At 70.3% G+C, this 16,951-nt stretch carries 17 protein-coding genes, 1 tRNA gene and 1 riboswitch; of the genes, 3 read left to right on the top strand and 15 right to left on the bottom strand.

Annotated elements, in window-relative coordinates:
- Positions 1-75: 75 nt before the first annotated feature.
- The 11 genes from DT074_RS04990 to pdxH form a co-directional block, all read right to left on the bottom strand.
- The gene (locus DT074_RS04990; protein WP_119418741.1) at positions 76-1,056 is read right to left on the bottom strand and encodes an NAD(P)H-quinone oxidoreductase; all 981 of its coding nucleotides are present in this window, start codon (positions 1,054-1,056) and stop codon (positions 76-78) included.
- A 56-nt stretch (positions 1,057-1,112) separates the two neighbouring features.
- Positions 1,113-1,874 carry an ABC transporter ATP-binding protein gene (locus tag DT074_RS04985; protein WP_119418713.1) on the bottom strand — a complete coding sequence of 254 codons (762 nt, stop codon included), beginning with the start codon at positions 1,872-1,874 and terminating at the stop codon, positions 1,113-1,115.
- Positions 1,871-2,842, bottom strand: a complete 972-nt coding sequence (locus DT074_RS04980) for a FecCD family ABC transporter permease (RefSeq protein ID WP_119418712.1) — start codon at positions 2,840-2,842, stop codon at positions 1,871-1,873. The genes DT074_RS04985 and DT074_RS04980 overlap by 4 nt, the downstream gene beginning before the upstream one ends.
- A complete protein-coding gene (locus tag DT074_RS04975; RefSeq protein WP_119418711.1) occupies positions 2,839-3,654 on the bottom strand; it encodes an ABC transporter substrate-binding protein in 816 nt (271 codons plus the stop codon). Before DT074_RS04975 ends, DT074_RS04980 begins: the two co-directional genes overlap by 4 nt.
- Positions 3,654-5,546, bottom strand: coding sequence for a TonB-dependent receptor plug domain-containing protein (locus DT074_RS04970; RefSeq protein WP_119418710.1), 1,893 nt, complete (start codon positions 5,544-5,546; stop codon positions 3,654-3,656). The genes DT074_RS04975 and DT074_RS04970 overlap by 1 nt, the downstream gene beginning before the upstream one ends.
- A 210-nt stretch (positions 5,547-5,756) precedes the next feature.
- A riboswitch (cobalamin riboswitch) is annotated at positions 5,757-5,968 on the bottom strand.
- A 26-nt stretch (positions 5,969-5,994) separates the two neighbouring features.
- Positions 5,995-7,293 (bottom strand): YihY family inner membrane protein, encoded by a 1,299-nt coding sequence (locus DT074_RS04965; RefSeq protein ID WP_119418709.1) that lies wholly within the window; start codon positions 7,291-7,293, stop codon positions 5,995-5,997.
- A complete protein-coding gene (locus tag DT074_RS04960) occupies positions 7,290-8,180 on the bottom strand; it encodes an isocitrate lyase/PEP mutase family protein (RefSeq protein ID WP_119418708.1) in 891 nt (296 codons plus the stop codon). Before DT074_RS04960 ends, DT074_RS04965 begins: the two co-directional genes overlap by 4 nt.
- Positions 8,181-8,214: 34 nt before the next feature.
- On the bottom strand, positions 8,215-9,081 hold the full coding sequence (locus tag DT074_RS04955) for a universal stress protein (RefSeq protein ID WP_162914633.1): 867 nt from the start codon (positions 9,079-9,081) through the stop codon (positions 8,215-8,217).
- A gap of 64 nt (positions 9,082-9,145) precedes the next feature.
- Positions 9,146-10,720, bottom strand: coding sequence for a bifunctional aminoglycoside phosphotransferase/ATP-binding protein (locus DT074_RS04950; RefSeq protein WP_368744429.1), 1,575 nt, complete (start codon positions 10,718-10,720; stop codon positions 9,146-9,148).
- Positions 10,701-11,621, bottom strand: coding sequence for a cation diffusion facilitator family transporter (locus DT074_RS04945; protein ID WP_162914632.1), 921 nt, complete (start codon positions 11,619-11,621; stop codon positions 10,701-10,703). Before DT074_RS04945 ends, DT074_RS04950 begins: the two co-directional genes overlap by 20 nt.
- Complete coding sequence (gene pdxH, locus DT074_RS04940; protein ID WP_119418738.1) at positions 11,618-12,208, bottom strand: pyridoxamine 5'-phosphate oxidase; 591 nt, start codon at positions 12,206-12,208, stop codon at positions 11,618-11,620. Before pdxH ends, DT074_RS04945 begins: the two co-directional genes overlap by 4 nt.
- Before the next feature lie 168 nt (positions 12,209-12,376).
- Between pdxH and DT074_RS04935 the strand changes: the two genes are divergently transcribed.
- The 3 genes from DT074_RS04935 to DT074_RS04925 all read left to right on the top strand — a co-directional run bounded on the left by DT074_RS04935 (position 12,377) and on the right by DT074_RS04925 (position 13,683).
- Positions 12,377-12,850 (top strand): RT0821/Lpp0805 family surface protein, encoded by a 474-nt coding sequence (locus DT074_RS04935; protein WP_119418706.1) that lies wholly within the window; start codon positions 12,377-12,379, stop codon positions 12,848-12,850.
- A 76-nt stretch (positions 12,851-12,926) separates the two neighbouring features.
- Positions 12,927-13,001, top strand: a tRNA-Thr gene (locus tag DT074_RS04930).
- A 154-nt stretch (positions 13,002-13,155) separates the two neighbouring features.
- Complete coding sequence (locus tag DT074_RS04925; protein WP_119418705.1) at positions 13,156-13,683, top strand: PAS domain-containing protein; 528 nt, start codon at positions 13,156-13,158, stop codon at positions 13,681-13,683.
- Between the two features lie 187 nt (positions 13,684-13,870).
- Here DT074_RS04925 and DT074_RS04920 read toward each other — a convergent pair whose 3' ends face one another.
- The 4 genes from DT074_RS04920 to DT074_RS04905 all read right to left on the bottom strand — a co-directional run bounded on the left by DT074_RS04920 (position 13,871) and on the right by DT074_RS04905 (position 16,900).
- Entirely contained in the window at positions 13,871-14,692 is an 822-nt protein-coding gene (locus DT074_RS04920) for a sulfite exporter TauE/SafE family protein (protein ID WP_119418704.1), read from the bottom strand.
- A gap of 54 nt (positions 14,693-14,746) precedes the next feature.
- Entirely contained in the window at positions 14,747-15,946 is a 1,200-nt protein-coding gene (locus DT074_RS04915) for an MFS transporter (protein WP_119418703.1), read from the bottom strand.
- A 145-nt stretch (positions 15,947-16,091) separates the two neighbouring features.
- Entirely contained in the window at positions 16,092-16,553 is a 462-nt protein-coding gene (locus DT074_RS04910) for a RidA family protein (RefSeq protein WP_119418702.1), read from the bottom strand.
- A 68-nt stretch (positions 16,554-16,621) separates the two neighbouring features.
- Positions 16,622-16,900, bottom strand: coding sequence for a DUF1488 family protein (locus DT074_RS04905; RefSeq protein WP_119418701.1), 279 nt, complete (start codon positions 16,898-16,900; stop codon positions 16,622-16,624).
- Positions 16,901-16,951: the final 51 nt, after the last annotated feature.

The following is a 16,951-nucleotide window of genomic DNA, read 5'->3' as shown; positions in this document are numbered from 1 at the left end:
CCTGAACTGAGCGGGACAAGCCGGTCTAAATCACAGTTTCAGTATGTGGGGAGTCGGGCGGAAAAAAGCGCGCCCTCAGCCCACCGTCAACATGATTTTGCCGGTGTGGTCGCCGTCCAGCGCCCTGTGCGCCTCGGCGGCTTGCGCGAGCGGGAAGGTACGGTCGATCACCGGGGCGAGCTTGCCCTGGTCCAGCAAGGGCCAGACCCGGCCGCGCAAGGCCACGGCGATGGTCGCCTTCTGCGCCACGGTCCGCGGCCGGAGCGTCGAGCCGGTGACGGTCAGCCGCTTGACCATGATGGTGTTGAGGTTGGCCTCGGCCTTGGTGCCGCCGAGGGTGGCGATGAGGACCAGCCGCCCCTCGACCGCGAGGCTGTCCAGGTTCTTGGCGAGATAGCTGCCGCCGACCATGTCGAGCACGACGTCGACGCCCTTGCCCCCAGTGAAATCCTTCACCACGGCGGCGAAATCCTCGGTCTTGTAGTTGATCGCCCGGTCGGCGCCGAGCTTGAGGCAGGCCTTGACCCGCTCGTCGGAGCCGGCGGTGGCCAGCACCTTGGCGCCGAACGCCTTGGCGAGCTGGATGGTGGTGGTGCCGATGCCGCTGGCGCCGCCATGCACCAGCAGGGTCTCGTCCGGCTTCAGCGCGCCGCGCTCGAACACGTTGGTCCACACCGTGAAGAAGGTCTCCGGCAGCGCCGCCGCCTTGACCATGTCATAGCCCTTGGGGATGGCGAGGCATTGCGGCGCCGGCGCGATGCAGTACTCGGCATAGCCGCCGCCGATGACGAGGGCACAGAGCTTGTCGCCGATCTTCCAGCCGCCTTCGATGCCGGGACCCGCGGCCACCACCTCGCCCGCGATCTCCAGGCCCGGGATGTCCGGCGCGCCGGGCGGCGGCGGGTAGAAGCCCAGTCGCTGCGCCACATCCGGCCGGTTGACCCCGGCGGCGGCCACCTTGACCAGCAGCTCGTTCGCTCCCGGCTTCGGCACCGGCCGCTTGGCCGGCTTCAGCACTTCGGGTCCGCCGGGCTGGCTGATCTCGATCGCCGTCATGGTCTCGGGCAGCGCCGCCATGTCCTTCTCCCCAATCTGGATGCAAGGCGCCCGGTCTAGAGGCTTCGGCCGGGCGCGTCGAGTCGCCCGCGCGGCAGGGCGAAGGCGCCGCCATCCAGGCTGCCGGGCTCGAGCGCGATGCCATAGGCGGCGGCCGTCGCGGGCGCGGCAAGGGCCACGGCCGGCGCGGCATCGGCGACCACGCGGCCCTCGGCCAGCACCACCAGCCGGTCGGCGAAGCGCGGCACCAGGGTCAGGTCGTGCGCCACCACGACGACCAGCGCGCCGGCATCGGCGCGGCGGCGCAGCACGGCGAGGATATCGAGCTGGTGGCCGGGATCGAGGCCAGCCAGCGGCTCGTCGGCCAGCAGAACCGCTGGATCAACGGCCAGCGCCCGGGCAATCAGCGCCCGCGCCCGCTCGCCGCCGGAGAGCTGGTCCATCGGCCGCTCGGCGAGCGCCGTCATGTCGGTCTCGGCCAGCGCGGCGGCGACGGCGCCGTCGCGTCGCGGCCGGCCCAAAGCGGCGACGCGGGCCACCGTGACCGGCCAGCGGCATTCGCGCTCTTGCGGCAGATAGGCGATGCGATGCGCCCGCTCAGTGACCGGCAGTTCGGCCAGCGGCCGGCCGTCGAACCGCACCTCGCCCGCCTCCGGCGCCAGCAGGCCGGCGAAACAGCGGATCAGGGTCGACTTGCCGGCGCCGTTCGGTCCGAGCAGGGCGACCAGCTGCCCGCCCTGCAGCGTCAGCGACAGGCCCGGCAGGACGGTCCGCCGGCCAAGCGCGACGCGGATGTCGTGCGCGACGAGGCGGGTCATGGCTGGCTCTGCCCGAAGCGGCGCAGCAGGTTGAGGAAGAAGGGCGCGCCCACCAGGGCGGTCACCACGCCGAGCTTCAGCTCCTCCATCAGCGGTACCGCCCGCACGATGAGATCGGCGGCGAGCACCAGGGCCGCGCCGCCGAAGGCGCTCGGCAACAGCAATGCGGCCGGGCTGTTGCCGGCGGCGCGGCGCAAGAGATGCGGGACCACCAGCCCGACGAAGCCGACCGCGCCGGCCACCGCCACCATGGCGCCGACCGCGGCGGCTGTGCCGCCGAGCAGCATCCAGCGCGCCCGGCCAAGATCGTGGCCCAACGTGCGCGCCACGTCCTCGCCGAGCGTCAGCGCGTCGAGCACCGGGCGCAGGCGGAACAGGAGGAAGAGGCCGATGACGACGAAGGGCGCCGCCAGCCAGACATGCTGGAGCGAGCGGTCGGCCACCGAGCCCATCAGCCAGAACATGATCTCCAGCGCCGCGAACGGGCTCGGTGCCAGGTTGAGCGCGAGCGCGGTGAGCGCGCCGGTGAAGGCGGCGACGGCGACGCCGGCCAGCACCAGCGCCAAGGGCGACGGCCGCCGCCCGGCCAGGCCCTGCAGGGCGAGCAGCGCCAAGCCCGCGCCGGCAAGGCCGCCGACCGGCACCAGCAAGGTCGCGCCCTGGACCGGCTGGTAATACAGCACCAGCACGGCGCCGAAGGCGGCGCCGTTGCCGATGCCGATGATGCCGGGCTCGGCCAGAGGATTGCCGAGGAAGCCCTGCAGCGCGGCGCCGGCCACCGCGAGGCTGGCGCCGAGCATCGCCGCCAGCAGCGCCCGCGGCAGCCTGACTTCGACCAGGATCACCCGGTAGAGATCGGCATCGGCGGGCGGTGTGAAGGTGGCCCCGGCCGGCGGCATCAGCATCGCCGCGGCAAACAGCGTTGCCGCGATCAGGCCGAGGATTGCGGCCAGTTGCCGGCTCTTCATCGCGCGCTCGCCGCCAGCTGCTCGACCGCGTCGACCGTCGCCGGTCCGGCGCAGAGCAGCGCGGAGCCCGGCAGCACCACGCGCTTCGGCGGCGGCGTCATATGATCGAAGGCGGGATGGCGGATCAGGTCGCGGCCGCGGCTCGCCGCGCTATCGGCATGGCCTTCCAGCACCAGCAGGTCGGGCTTCGCCCTGAGCGCCATCTCCAGCGGCAGGGTGCCCCAGGCACCGATGCCGAGCTCGGCCGCGCGGTTGCGCAATCCCGCCCGTGCGATGACCTCGTCGAGCAGCGATCCCCTCCCTTCGGTGCCGCCCCGCGCCCCATAGGGCAGCGCGACGGGCGAAGCCGCGGTGAGCGGCCGCGACACCGCCGCGAGGCGCGCATCGATGCGCGCCACCAGCGCCTCCGCCTGGGCCCGCTCTTCGACCACATCGCCGAGGGCGCGGAGCTCGGCGCGGAGCTCCGCGAACGAGGTCAATACGCCGATCGCGTGCATGCGCAGGCCCACGCGCCGGATCAGGTCCTTGGTCAAAGTCGCGCCGTGCGTCCCGACGATGACGAGGTCCGGCGCGCGGCTCAGCACCAATTCGGCATTGTGGCTGACCTGCGGCAGGTTCCGGGCGATCTCCGCGATCGGCGACACCTGCGGGTCGGCCGCATGGCGTGTCAGGCCGGCGATGCGCTCCGGCGCGACCAGCGCGACCAGCAGGATGTCGGCACAGAGATTGAGCGAGACGATGCGAGAGGGCGCCGCCGCCGCGCCCGACGCAGAGGCGAGCCAGAATGCCAGGGCGACGGCGGCTGCGCGCATCAGAGGCGGATCCTCAATCCGGCAAAGGCGCCGAACCCGAGCGACCCATAGCCGAACACCTCCTGGTAATGCTCGTTGAACAGATTCTCGAGCCGCCCGAACAGCTCGACATGCTCGGTGATGGCATAGCTCGCCGCGGCATCGACCAGCCAGTATCCGTCCAGCTTCACGCGCGTCGTGTTGAACATGGCGTCGAAGGTCAAGTCCTTGCTGGGGCCATTGTACTTGGCGCCGAGGAAGAAGGTGCCGCGCCCGCCGTCGAAGGTCGCGGTGGCGTTGACGCTGCCGATATGCTTGGGCCGACGCACCAGCCAGCGGCCGTTGGCATCCTCCGGATCCATGAAGGTATAGCTGGCGCCGAGGCGGAGCCAGTCGAGCGCCTGCCAGCGCAGCGACGTCTCCACGCCTTCGATCCTCGATATGCCCTCGACATTGATCGAGGTGGCGCCGGCACCGGTGATCAGATCCTGGATCCGGCTCGCAAAGCCGGTGACATCCGCCACCAGCCGGCCGCCGAGCAGCTGCTGCTCGATGCCAGCATCGTAGGTACGGGCCTTCTCGGGCCTGAGGTTCGGATTGCCGTTGAAGGTCGAAGTGAAGCCGAACAGCTCGAACATCGTGGGATTCTTGACGCCGGTGCCATGCGAGGCCTTGAACCGGGTGCCCCAATCGGTGACGCGATAGGACGCGGTCAGCCGGTAGGTGGTCGCGTTCTCGAAGATGTCGTTGTCGTCGAAGCGCAGCGCCCCGCTGAGCGCAAGGTCGTCGAACAGGGTGACGCGATATTCGCCGACATAGCCGTAATTCACCGCCGAGCGGACCACGCTGGAGAAGGCGCTGATCGACGCGATCTCCTCGCGCTCGCGCTCCGCTGCGAAGGTGAGCGCGTGGCTCGCGCGCGCGAAGCCGGGCATGTCGAGATGCAACGTCGTCTGGTAGTCGAGCTTCTTCTTGCGACCGTCATTGGTCGAGAGCGCGCCACTGTCGTCGTAGAAGGAGTGGTCGGTATCGGCGATGGCGGCGCCCAGCCGATGCTCCCACATGTCGTCGAACAGCTTCAGCATTCCTTGCGCGCGACCGTAGCGGCGCATGTACGCGTAGCGCGAGCGGTCGTCGACGACGTTCGCCACCGGGGCGAAGCCGTCGGTCTGGCCGCGCGCCGTCTCGATGCGCCCGACGACATCGAAGCTGACGAACTCGGTCGGGTTGATGCCGGCCCTGAGCGACCCGCTGGTATTCCGGAAGGAATCCTCCTCGCCATTGCCGTCGCGCTTGTCGGCGGCGGAGATGCCCGCGGTGCCGAAGCGATTGACCGACAGCGCGTAGTGATACTGCTCGCCGCTGCCCGACAGCCCGCCCGAGGCCTGGTAGGTTTCGCGCGTGCCCGCTTCACCGGCCAGGCGGGCGCGCGGCGGGCCCTCGCCCTTCCGCGTGATGATGTTGACGACACCGCCGATGGCGTCCGATCCCCACAGCGCGCTCTGCGCGCCGCGGACGATCTCGATGCGCTCGACGTCCTCGGCCAAGAGCTGGCCGAAATCGAACTCGCTGCCGAAGGCGACATCGTTCACCTCGATGCCGTCGATCAGGACCAGGGTGTGGTTCGCCTCGGCGCCGCGGATGCGGAGCTGGGTCGACGCACCGAGACCGCCCGAGCGGTTGATCGCAAGGCCCGGCGCCTCACGCAGAATGTCCGACACCGCGCGGGTCCGGCGCTGGTCGAGCTGCTCGCGATCGATCACCGTGACCGAGCTCCCGACACTGGCGAGCGGCGTCTCGATGCGCGAGGCGGTGACGACCAGCGCCGGCAGCAGGCTGACTTCCTGCGCCGCGGCCGGGCCGGACGCGAGCAACAGCAAGTGTATCGTTCCGGGGATGGATGACTTGTGCATGAGGACTCCCTCCGAGTTGGAAGAAGCCCACAGCCGGGCGAGACGGCCCGATTGCCCCACGCGCCACCAACCGGCACGCGCCGGGTGGCATCAACGGTCCGACAGCATCCTCAAGGCGGTGAACCCTCACGGCTCTCCCCCGATCGCGACCACACGTCCCGTCGTCGCCGCGCGCGGGTGAACCGGACCGATGGAAGAACCCCGTCCAACGGTGGGCGACGCGCGACGGCAGGTCTCCTGGCTCGCGGGTCGCTGCCGGCTTCCGGCCTTCCCAGCGAGGTCCGATATGGACCGCGCCAGTGGCCTATTGCGGAAGCCGGCTCGCCGCTCACAGTTGCGGGGGCAGCCAGGGCGCGAGGCGTCGCCGCCTCTTCCCTGTTCCCTTTCAATCCCTTTCGGGAACCGTCGACGGCGCGAAACTAGCGCCCGATCGGGATCGCGCGCAAGGTCAAGCCGCCACGACCTTGTCATGCGTCGGCAGAACGCCGGCAAGCAGCCGATCCAGCGGCACCGCCATAAGATCGCGCTGGTCGGCATCGACCCGGAACACGATGTCGCGATAGGGCACCGCCCATTCCTGCTCGGCCGTGACGTCGCCGCCGAACGGCACCAGCTCCAGCGCGGCCAGCAGGTCATAGAGGGTGACGGCGGCGAGATCCCGCGCCAGCATCCACCGATCCCGGCCGGTACGCGCCACGAAGCGCGTCTGCTGCAGCTTGTCCAGCACATCGTCCTCGATATCGGGCGGCGCCTCGCTGACCGCCATCAGCTCGCGCCGGCGAATCTGCTGGCCGTTGCGTGCCGCCTGGCGGAGCGTCGCGAGCAGCGCGAGCGCGATGGCGAGCCTGGGCGCCGGACCCTGTCCGGCCCCCGTGCCGAGGCGCGCGCGATGCCGCCAATCGGGCAGCGAGGCGGTGATCAGCGCGCCGAACAAGGTCACCGACCAGGCGAGATAGGTCCAAACCAGCAGGATGGGGATTGCCGCCAGCGCGCCGTAGATCGCCTGATAGGTCGGAAAGGCGGTGACGTACCAGGCGAAGCCGCGCTTCAGCCCCTCGAACAGAATTGCCGCCACGCCGCCGCCGATCAGGGCGTGCAGGGGGCGCACGGCACGGTTCGGCAAGGTGAAGTAGAGCCAGGCGAAGCCGAGCCAGGCGACCGCCACCGGCGCGAAGGCTGCCGGCCGGAGCCAGCCCGGCGCATAGCCCTCGATCCCGGCCGTGCGCGCCGCCGTGTAGACATAGCTGGTCAGCGAAATGCTGGCCCCGAACAGCAGCGGTCCAAGGGTCAGGATCGCCCAGTAGATGGCCAGCCGGGCGGCCAGCCCCCGCCTTTCGCGAACGCGCCAGATGGTGTTGAACGCGCCTTCGATGGCAGACAGCGTCAATATGGCGGTCACCATCATGCCGGCGAGGCCGGCGAGGCCCAGCTTGCCGGCATTGGAGGCAAAGCGGTTGAACTCCGTCTGCACGGTCACCATCGCATCCGGCAGCAGGTTGGTGAACACCGCCTCCAGGATCTGTTCGCGGAACGGCTCGAAGGCGGGCACGCCCGCGAGCGTCGCGAATCCCACGACGGCGGTGGGTACGACCGCGAGCAGCGTCGTATAGGTCAGCGACCCGGCGAGCTGCAGACCGTTATCGCCGAAAAAGCGTGCCAAGGTGTAGCGGGCGAAGCGCACGCCATCGTCGAGCGCGTAGCGCCGGGCAAACCCTTCGCGAAACTCGGGCGCCGCCGTTGCGCTCATCGGACGTCGACGAAGCGCTCGCCGTCATACGCCGCGCCGTGTTCGAGCATGGCGGCCGTACCCAGCACGCCGTTGAGGCCGGCGAAATCGAACATGCGCCCGCGCGTCGCTTCGGCGGAGCCGTCACGGCGCAGCGCCGCGAAATACTCCGTGGCCGCCTTGGCCACGGTCCGCACCAGCCCGCCCGGAAAGATCACGATGCGGAAGCCCATGGCCTCCAGCTCGGCGGCGCCGGCGAGGGGCGTCTTGCCGCCCTCGACCATGTTGGCCAGCACCGGGACCCGCCGGCCGAGACCGGCGCCGATTTCCGCCAGCCGCTCGCGCGTCGGCGGCGCCTCGACGAACAGCACGTCGGCACCGGCTTCGAGATACCGCTCCGCGCGTTCGATGGCCGCCGCGAAACCCTCGACGGCGATCGCATCGGTGCGCGCGACGATGATCGTGTCGCCGCTCCGCCTAGCATCCACCGCCGCCCTGATCTTGCCGACCATCTCGCCCGTCCTGATCAGCGACTTGCCGTCGAGATGGCCGCAGCGCTTCGGGCTGGATTGGTCTTCGAGCTGGATGGCGCTGGCGCCCTCGCGCTCCAGCAGGCTCACCGTGCGCTGGACGTTGAGCGCGTTGCCGAAGCCGGTATCGGCATCGACGATCAGCGGCAGCGCGACGCGTTCGCGGATCTGGCCGACCGCCTGGGCGAGCTCCGCCAGCGACACGAGGCCGATATCCGGCCGGCCGAGCCGCGTATAGGCGAGGCTGGCGCCGGAGAGGTACAGCGCCTCGAATCCGGCCTGCTCGGCGATCAGCGCTCCGAGCGCGTCGAACACGCCCGGCGCCACCAGGATCGGCGGTCGCCGCAAACGTTCGCGAAAAGCCGCCGCAGAACTCATCCCCACCCCCGTCTCGTCGCGGCGCAGCCGACGCTCAATGCGTCATCAGCAGCGGGAACGGCGCATGGTCCAGCATATAGGCGGTCACGCCACCGAAGATCAGGCGGCGCATATGGCTCCGCGTATAGGCGCCCATGAACATCATATCGGCCTTCGCCGCTTCCGCGGCGGCGAGCAGGGCCTGGCCCTGGCCGCGCTCGCTCGACTTCACCGCCACGGCCTGGCCGGTGATGCCGTGCCAGCCGAGATATTCGAGGAGGTCGGATCCCGGCGGGCCGTATTCGGTGTCGCCTTCGACCGAGAGGACGATCACGCGCTCGGCCCGTTCCAGGAAGGGCATGCCCATGATGATGGCGCGGCTGACTTCGATCGAGCCGTTCCAGGCGATCGCTATGGTCTTGCCGAAATCCGCCGGCGCCGTGGTCGACACGACCAGGACCGGCCGGCCGGTCTCGCGCAGCGCCGCTTCCAGCGCGAGATGCGGCGCATTGGCATCGTTGGTCCGCACCCGGCCGGCGACCAGCAGGTCGCAGAGCCGGCCGCGTTGCGCCACGATCTCGTCCTCGCGGCCGACCCGCTCGAAATAGTGACAGCCATAGCCGGTGCCGGCCGGCGGCAGAATGTCGGGGCAGCCATAGCGTTGGCGCAGGGTCTCGAACAGGGCCCGCGTCTTGCCGGCCTTGTCCTTCCCCTCGCTTTCGGCCGACAGCATGATCTGCTCCAGCATCGCACTGGTCATGCCCTCGCCGACGAAGGCGACCGCGTCGCGCGGATCGGCCAGGATCAGGGCGGCGCGCAGATTGGCGTCGAAGCGCTTGGCGACGGCGAAGGCGGTGTCCAGCACCGGCTCGTCGATCTCGTGCCCCGACAGCGGCACGGTGATCTTGCGGATCTGCGGCATGCGCGCCCCTACCTTCCTTCGTGAAGTCTCCCGGACCGCAAAGATACGCCGACGGGGCGCGTGTTCAACCGCTCGTGAGGTCGAGCCCGGCCGCCAGATGGTCGACGATCTGCGCCACCTCCCCGCCGGTCTCGATCCGGCGCCAAGTGATGGGCCCGGTATCGTAACCATATTGCTCCTGCAGCACGGCGGCGGTGGCGTCCGACGCGTCGCCCTGCCGGTGCGCCAGCCGCGCCGTCAGCGTGGCCCGGGGCGCCTCGAGCCAGAGCCCGTCGAACCGCACGCCCGCAGCGGTCGCCACCGCTTCGATCGCGCTGCGCTCCTCCGGCCGGGCGTGTACCGCATCGACCACGACGGCGCGGCCGGCCGCCAAGGCCGCGCCGGCGCGCTCGCGCAGGGCGGCGTAGACCCGGGGCGAGAGCTCCGGTGCGTAGTCCTCGGGCGCCAGCCGTTCGGTCGGCAGGCGGCCGAGCAGGCATTTGCGGATCTCGTCGCTGCGCAGGACCACCGCCCCCGGCGCGCCGTCGAGGCGCGGCGCCAAAGCGCGCGCGAGAGTGGTCTTGCCGGTGCCGGACAGGCCGCCGACGGCAAGCAGCCGCGGCCCAGGCGGTCGCAGGAAATCGAGCGCGCGGTCGAGATAGGCACCCGCCTCCGCCCGCTGCGCCTCGGCCGCATCAGGCCCCGCCACCGTTCCGGCGGCAATCGCCGCGACATAGGCACGCACCGCCGCACGCGTGGCGAGGAAGAGCGGCAATGCCGCCAGGCCCTCCAGATCCGCCGTCACCGCGAGATAGCGCGACAGAACGATGTTGCCGAGCGGCGCCAGGCCGCGATGCACCAGATCCATCACCAGGAAGGCGAGATCGTAGAGCACGTCGATCTCGGCGAAGGCCGGATTGAACTCGATGCAGTCGAACGGCACCGGCGCGCCGTCGAGCAGCACGATGTTCCGAAGGTGCAGGTCGCCGTGGCAATGCCGGACGCGTCCTTCGCTTCGACGTCGTTCCAGCAGAGGGCCGACGCGATCGAGCGCTGCCAGCATGTCGGTGCGCAACCGATCGATCCGCGCGCGCTCCAGGAAGCCGCCATTGGCGGCCAGGCTTTCACACGCGGTCAGGATCACGCCGCGATGCATGGCAACGCCACCGGAATCCGGCTTCGGCGCCGCAGCCGCATGGAACTCCGCGACGCTGTCGGCCAGCCGCTCGACCAGCGCCGGGTCGAGTTTGCCCTCGGCCGCCAGATGGTCGAACAGGGCCTCTTGCGGGAAGCGGCGCATGGCGACCAGGGGTTCGATCCGCGTGCCCGAACCGTCCAGCGCCAGGCGGCCGTCGGCCTCGCGGGTGATCCAGCGCTGGCCCAGATAGATGGTCGGCGCGGTGCGGCGGTTGAGCTCGACCTCGGCCGCGGTGGCGGCGGCACGCTTGTCGATCGTGGAGAAATCCATCCAGTCGAAGCCGACCGCGCGCTTCATCTTCAGCACGAGATCGCCGGCCAGGAAGACCAGCGCCCCGTGTGTCTCGATCCGTTCGACCGCCTCCGCCGGCGGCGGCCAGCTGGCTGGATCGGACAGAAACGCAATGGCCGCCGCCTGGTCGCCTTCGGCCACCGGCACCGGGTCAGGCGGCGTGCGTGGCACGGTCCGGCTCGACGATGCCGGCGGGGTCCTGATGGATGATGACCTCGGTGCCGGGAAAGGCCTGCATCACCGCCGCCTCCACCTCATCGGCGATGACATGCGCTTCGCTCAAGGTCATGCCGCCATCCAGTTCGAGGTGGAACTGGATGAAGCGCGAGGTGCCGGCGGCACGCGTCTTCAGGTCGTGGATCGCCTGAACCTTGGGATGGGCGAGCGCGATGGCGCGCACCCGCGCGCGGTCGTCGTCGGGCAGCTCGCGGTCCATCAGCTGATCCAGCGCCGTGCGGGCGATGCCGAAACCGGTCCACAGGATGATGCCGGCAACGACCACGCCGAGAACCGGATCGGCCCAGATCCAGCCGACCTGCGTGGCCAGCACCAGCGCCAGGATGGTGGCGCCGTTGGACAGGAAGTCGGAGGCGTAGTGCACCGAATCGGCCTGAACTGCGATCGAGCGGGTCGCGCGCACCGCATGGCGCTGCACCAGAATCAGCCCGCAGGTCATCGCCAGCGAAAACAGCATGACGCCGATCGCCACCGGCGCATGGCTGATCGGATGCGGGTTCAGTAGCCGGTCGGTCGCCTCCAGGCCGAGGAACACGGCCGAGCCGGCGATGAACGCGGCCTGGCCGAGCCCGGCCAGCGGCTCCGCCTTGCCGTGTCCGAAGCGATGCTCGCGATCGGCCGGCGTCAAGGCATGCCGGACGGCCAGCAGGTTGATGCCCGAGGCGGCGAAATCGGCGACCGAATCGACCAACGAGCTCAGCACCGCCACCGAGCCGGACATGAACCAGGCGGCCGTCTTCACCGCCACCAGCACAAGGGCGGTGCCGACCGCCGCATAGGTGGCGCGCCGGAGCAGGCGCGCCGTGCGCGCCTCCGCTTCGCCGAGACCGGTCACGGGAAGAGCGTTTCCGCTTTCCACACGTCACCTTCGCGGCGGTAGAGGTGGCGCTCGTGCAGCCGGAACGGCCGGTCGCGCCAGAACTCGATCTCGATCGGCGCGATGCGGAAGCCGGACCAGTGCGGCGGGCGCGGAATGCGGCCGATGGCGAACTTCGCCGCATAGCGCGCCACCGCCTTCTCCAGCTCGAAGCGGCCCTGCATCGGACGCGACTGCGCCGAGGCCCAGGCGCCGATCTGGCTGTCGCGGGCCCGACTGGCGAAATAGGCGTCCGCCTCCTCCGGCGTCACCGGCGAGACCGTCCCGCGCACGCGCACCTGGCGGCGCAGGCTCTTCCAGTGGAAGCAGAGCGCCGCCTTCGGGTTGGCCTGGAGCTCGCCGCCCTTGCGGCTCTCATAGTTGGTGTAGAAGACGAAGCCCGCCTCGTCGAAGCCCTTGAGCAGCACCATGCGCACCGAGGGGAATCCCTCCGCATCCGCCGTCGCCAGGGCAACGGCGTTGGGATCGTTCGGCTCCGTCTTCTCGGCCTCGGCAAGCCACTCGCCGAACAGCTCGATCGGATCGCGCAAGCTCACATTCTGCATGGCACCTTTCCGCCGGCCCCACCATGCCGCAATGCAGCGTGCACGGCCAGCGCCGCCGCCGGCGACGCTCGCCAGCGTCACCTTTCTGCCATGATCGTAGCCGGCCGCCGCCATGTTTCGGTGCCGAAGCTTCGCCCCGCGAAATCGTTCCAATCGCGGGGAAATCCCATGCGTAAGTTCGCTATCGGTGCGGTTGCCATCCTGGCCTTGGGGCTGGGCGCCTGCGCCGATTCCTACGGTCCGAAGCAGACCGGCGGCACCCTGGTCGGCGCCGGCCTGGGCGGCCTCGCCGGCTCGCAGATCGGCCACGGCACCGGGCGCCTCGTCGCGGTCGGTGCCGGCACGCTGCTCGGCGCCCTGCTCGGCGGCGAGGTCGGCAGGTCGCTCGACAAGTCGGACCAGCTCTATGCCGAGCGGGCCAGCCACCGGGCGCTGGAATCCGGGCGGTCCGGCCAGCCGGTCGAATGGCGCAATCCGGATAGCGGCCATGCGGGCTGGACCACCCCGCAGCCCGCCTACCAGACGCAGACCGGCCAATATTGCCGTGAGTTCACCCAGACGGTGATGATCGGCGGCCGCCAGGAACAGGCCTACGGCACCGCCTGCCGGCAGCCCGACGGCACCTGGAAGGTCGTCAGCTGAGCAGCACAGCCACGCCCGAACGCAGCTTGCGGCGGCGCCCCCCCTGTGGCAGGTTGCCGGCCGTTTTTCCGGGCATGCTGCCGTAGCTCAGGGGTAGAGCACGTCCTTGGTAAGGACGGGGTCGGTGGTTCAATTCCACTCGGCAGCACCATCCCGGTTCCCCCGCGAAACCCGTGGGGCAGGATTCCCGCGCAAGGGCGCGGCAACCGCCGGTGCCACGGTGCCAGAGGCCGCAACGTGATGGCACCCCGCCCGGGCTTGCGACATGCTGTGGCGGCCGCAGCGCAGAACCGCGGGCCCGGGGCATGATCGGACCTGACAGCTTCACTCCGCCGCGACCGGCCGGCACCGGCTATCGCGTCGCCGTCGACCCGCCAACCATCGACGAGCCGCTGCTGCGTGCGGTTCGCGAATACTGGCACAGCAAGCGGCGCGGCCGGCGCATGCCCGCGCGGGCCGATATGGACGTGCTGGAGCTGCGTCCCTTCATGGGCAGCATGTTCCTGATCGATGTGCTGGACGGCGGCACCGATTTCCGCTTCCGCCTGATCGGGACGCTTCTGGTCGAGCGCTTCGGGCGCGACAGCACCGGGAAGACCTTTGCCGAGGCCTATCGCGACGCCGATCCCGCGACCGCGGACTGGCTGCGCGCCATCTACCGGCGCGTCGCCGCCGAGGCGGTGCCGGTGTGGAGCCGGGCGCCGCTCGACCAGGTGGGGCGGGATTTCGTCGTTTCGGCCGCCATCCATCTGCCGCTTTCGGCCGACGGCGAGCGCGTCGACATGATCTTCGGCGCTTCGGCGTTCACCACCTTGCGCCAGCGGCCGCGATGACGGAGTGCTGAAAAAAGGTAGCGGGGCGCCCTGGGGGAAGGGCGCCCCGCGCAGTGGATGCCCCTAGGTGAGGCGTGACGCAGGGCATCACGTGACGGCGGCCTGCCCGCCCGTCACGCAAAGCCAGCCTGCAAGCGCCGGCCCGGCAACGACAGCGACAAGGTTGTGACAAGAAACTGCCCGCAGATCAGTGCGCGAAGGCAAGCCACAGCATCCGCGCCGCCACAACCACGAGGATGAGCGCAAAGGCAACCTGCAGCCGGCGCACCGGCAGATGGTTCGCCAGCCGCGCGCCTATAGGCGCCAGCGCCAGCGCGCCGACAGTGAGGATCGCCGCCGGGAGGATCTCCACATAACCGAGCGCCCCCGCGGCGGCGGCTGGGGCCGACCAGCCAGCGGCGATGAAGCCAGCCATGGCCACGGTCGCCACCATGGCGGCGAGGACCGAGGCGGCGCCGACACTGCGCCGCAGCGGCACGCCGTAGAAGGTGAGCGCGGGGACGCCGAGCGTGCCTGCGCCGAGGCCGAGCGCGGCCGACAGCCCGCCGACCAGGAACGGCACCGGCGCGCCTGCGACACCGCGGGCGAGCCCGCCGCGCAGCATCCAGCGGCCGCCGGTGCCGAGCTGGAGCGACATGGCGAGCGCGACCGAGACGAAGATGAGAATGAGAAGCGTCGCCGGGACGAACGGTGCCGCCGCGACGCCGGCCACCGCGCCGGCCAGAACCGGCGCGGTCCAGGCCCGCAATACCTCACGGTCGATGCCGAGGCCGCGGCGATGCGCCAGCGCCGCCAGCACGGACGCCGCCACCATGGCCGCCTGCGAGGTGCCGATGGCGAACAGTGTCGCTGTCGGGATGTCCATGCCATGGCGGCGATGGATCTCGATGATCACCGGCACGATGATGATGCCGCCGCCCACCCCGAGCAGCCCGGCCAGCAATCCGGTCACTGCGCCGGTGACGACCAGCGTCAGCCCGAGCCAGACGAGATCCGCGGAGAGCTGCATGCCGGACCGTGCCTCCCTTACGCCCTCATGCAAGGCGGATGCCGCGCATCCGATTCAGCGGCCGGCGCGCGCACCGATCACCGTCAGGATGGCCACCATCATGAACGCCGCCGAGACGACAAAGAGCAGCGACGGCTGGCCCTGGTCCATCACCCAGCCGATCGCCGCCGGCGTGATCGCGGCCCCGACATTGAGGCCGGTCGAAACAAAGCCGAAGACCTTGCCCATGGCGCCTGGCGGCGTCACCGCGCGCACCAGCATGTCGCGGGACGGCATGATCAGGCCGTAGAGCACGCCCGCCACCGCCAGCAGCCCGACCAGCAACGCGACCGGCAGCGCGACCCAGGCGATCACCAGCATCAGCCCCGCGGTCGCGATGAAGCCGGCGATCGCCACCAGCTCGTGCCGCGTGGTGCGATCGGCGATCTGGCCGCCGGCCAGGATGCCGATCGCATTGCCGGTGGCGAACACGGTGAGCAGCATGCCGGCCTCGGCCACCGAGACGCCGTAGAGCTGCACGAAGGCGGTCGGCGCGAAGCTCGACAGCCCGCTCTGCGACATGGCGAGCGCGACGTAGAACAGGAAGCACATCACGATCGGGAATGACAGCAGCAGCGCGAGCCCGCCGGCGCCTCCTGCCGAACCGGCTGCGGCGGTGCGCCGCTCGCGCGGCTGCACGTCCATGACGTCGCGATTGGCGATCATCAGCCCGGCGCAGACCAGACCGAACAATCCGGCCAGCATCAACGCGGTCTGCCAGCTCGCCAGCGCCGCGACCCCGACGACCAGAGCCGGCGTCGCCGCATTGCCCAAGAAGCCGGCAAAGGTGTGCAGGCTGAAGGCGCGGCCGATGCGCTCCTCGCGCACCGCCGCCGACAGAATCGCATAATCGGCCGGGTGGTAGACGCTGTTGGCGATCCCGGCGACGCCCGCCAGCACCAGCACCGCCGTGTAAGAGCCGAAGGCACCCATGCCGAAATAGGCCACCGCCTCGAGCAGCAGGCCGCCGATCAGCAGCGTGGCGGCCCCGAAGCGATCCACCAGGAATCCCGCCGGCGCCTGGGTCAGGCCGGAGGTCACGTTGAAGACGGTAACGATCAGGCCGAGCTCGACATAGGAGACGCCGAAGGCCTCTTTCAGCACCGGGAACAGCGGCGGCAGCAGGAAGATGTAGAAATGGCTGAGGAAGTGGCCGGCCCCGACCAGGCCGATCACGCGCGCATCGCGCCCGCCGATTTCCGCCGCCACCGCCATGCCGAACCGCCCCCAAACCAACCACGCCGCTGCCAGCCCGCCGGCGCAGCCTTCCGTGCCCGTTTAGACCGATCCTAGTTTACGGGAGATGTCGCCGCCATGCGGCGGGCGCAGGGCTTGGCTGCGGCCGATGGCGGGCCCGCGATCAGCTGCGGATCAGCACCACGGCCTCGATCTCCACCGAGATGTTGCGCGGCAGGCTGCCCATGCCGACCGCCGAGCGCGCGGGCCGGCCGCCTTCGCCGAAGATCTCGACGAACAGATCGGTGCAGCCGTCGATCACCTTCGGGTGCTCGGTGAAGCTCGGCACCGCGTTCACCATCCCGAGCACCTTCAGCACGGTGTCGACCCGATCGAGGCTGCCGAGCGCGGTGCGCATGTTGGTCAGCAGGTTCAGGCCGCAAAGCCGGGCATGGTCGCGCGCTGCCGCCACGTCCACTTCGGCACCGACCTTGCCGGTACGGATGCCGCCATCGGGCAGACGCGGCCCGACGCCGGAAAGGAAGAGCAGAGGTCCGCCGATGCGGAACGGCACATAATTGCCGATCGGCTGCGGCGGCGGCGGCAGGGCGATGCCCAGTTCCTGAAGGCGGCGTTCGGCAGTCACTCGGTCTCTCCCGGCTCGAAACAACAGAGCGAGAACTTAGCCGGGATTCGCCGTTCCGCCGATGCGGATCAGATGTCCTTGGGGCCGATCCAGATGCAATAGCCCGATCCGCGGCCCCGCCCTTCGGCGAAGGCGGATGCCGCCGCCGCCTCCAGGCGCGGGCGATGCCGCTCGGCCAGACGCTCCTGCTGGCCCGGGGTGAGGCGATGCGGACGCGGCTCCAGCTGGTTCAGCGCCGTCTTCTCGAAGCCGAAGGCGATGCCTTCGCCCCCGCTCACGGCGTAGAGCAGAACGCTACGCGCGAGCAGGCTGTATTCAGCTGGCCGGGTGGAAAAGGTCAGCGCCATCGCGATGCCTCCCCAATGCAGAGCGTGATCCTATCGCAATCGGGCCGGTCG

This window comes from Desertibaculum subflavum (genome assembly GCA_003576705.1).
GTDB lineage: Bacteria > Pseudomonadota > Alphaproteobacteria > Ferrovibrionales > Ferrovibrionaceae > Desertibaculum > Desertibaculum subflavum.
This window is presented reverse-complemented; position numbering and strand designations above follow the sequence as displayed.

Coding starts and splice junctions, on each gene's coding strand:
- DT074_RS04990 (WP_119418741.1), bottom strand. CDS start 1,056: ATGACGGCGATCGAGATCAGCCAGCCCGGCGGACCCGAAGTGCTGAAG.
- DT074_RS04985 (WP_119418713.1), bottom strand. CDS start 1,874: ATGACCCGCCTCGTCGCGCACGACATCCGCGTCGCGCTTGGCCGGCGG.
- DT074_RS04980 (WP_119418712.1), bottom strand. CDS start 2,842: ATGAAGAGCCGGCAACTGGCCGCAATCCTCGGCCTGATCGCGGCAACG.
- DT074_RS04975 (WP_119418711.1), bottom strand. CDS start 3,654: ATGCGCGCAGCCGCCGTCGCCCTGGCATTCTGGCTCGCCTCTGCGTCG.
- DT074_RS04970 (WP_119418710.1), bottom strand. CDS start 5,546: ATGCACAAGTCATCCATCCCCGGAACGATACACTTGCTGTTGCTCGCG.
- DT074_RS04965 (WP_119418709.1), bottom strand. CDS start 7,293: ATGAGCGCAACGGCGGCGCCCGAGTTTCGCGAAGGGTTTGCCCGGCGC.
- DT074_RS04960 (WP_119418708.1), bottom strand. CDS start 8,180: ATGAGTTCTGCGGCGGCTTTTCGCGAACGTTTGCGGCGACCGCCGATC.
- DT074_RS04955 (WP_162914633.1), bottom strand. CDS start 9,081: ATGCCGCAGATCCGCAAGATCACCGTGCCGCTGTCGGGGCACGAGATC.
- pdxH (WP_119418738.1), bottom strand. CDS start 12,208: ATGCAGAATGTGAGCTTGCGCGATCCGATCGAGCTGTTCGGCGAGTGG.
- DT074_RS04935 (WP_119418706.1), top strand. CDS start 12,377: ATGCGTAAGTTCGCTATCGGTGCGGTTGCCATCCTGGCCTTGGGGCTG.
- DT074_RS04925 (WP_119418705.1), top strand. CDS start 13,156: ATGATCGGACCTGACAGCTTCACTCCGCCGCGACCGGCCGGCACCGGC.
- DT074_RS04920 (WP_119418704.1), bottom strand. CDS start 14,692: ATGCAGCTCTCCGCGGATCTCGTCTGGCTCGGGCTGACGCTGGTCGTC.
- DT074_RS04915 (WP_119418703.1), bottom strand. CDS start 15,946: ATGGCGGTGGCGGCGGAAATCGGCGGGCGCGATGCGCGCGTGATCGGC.
- DT074_RS04905 (WP_119418701.1), bottom strand. CDS start 16,900: ATGGCGCTGACCTTTTCCACCCGGCCAGCTGAATACAGCCTGCTCGCG.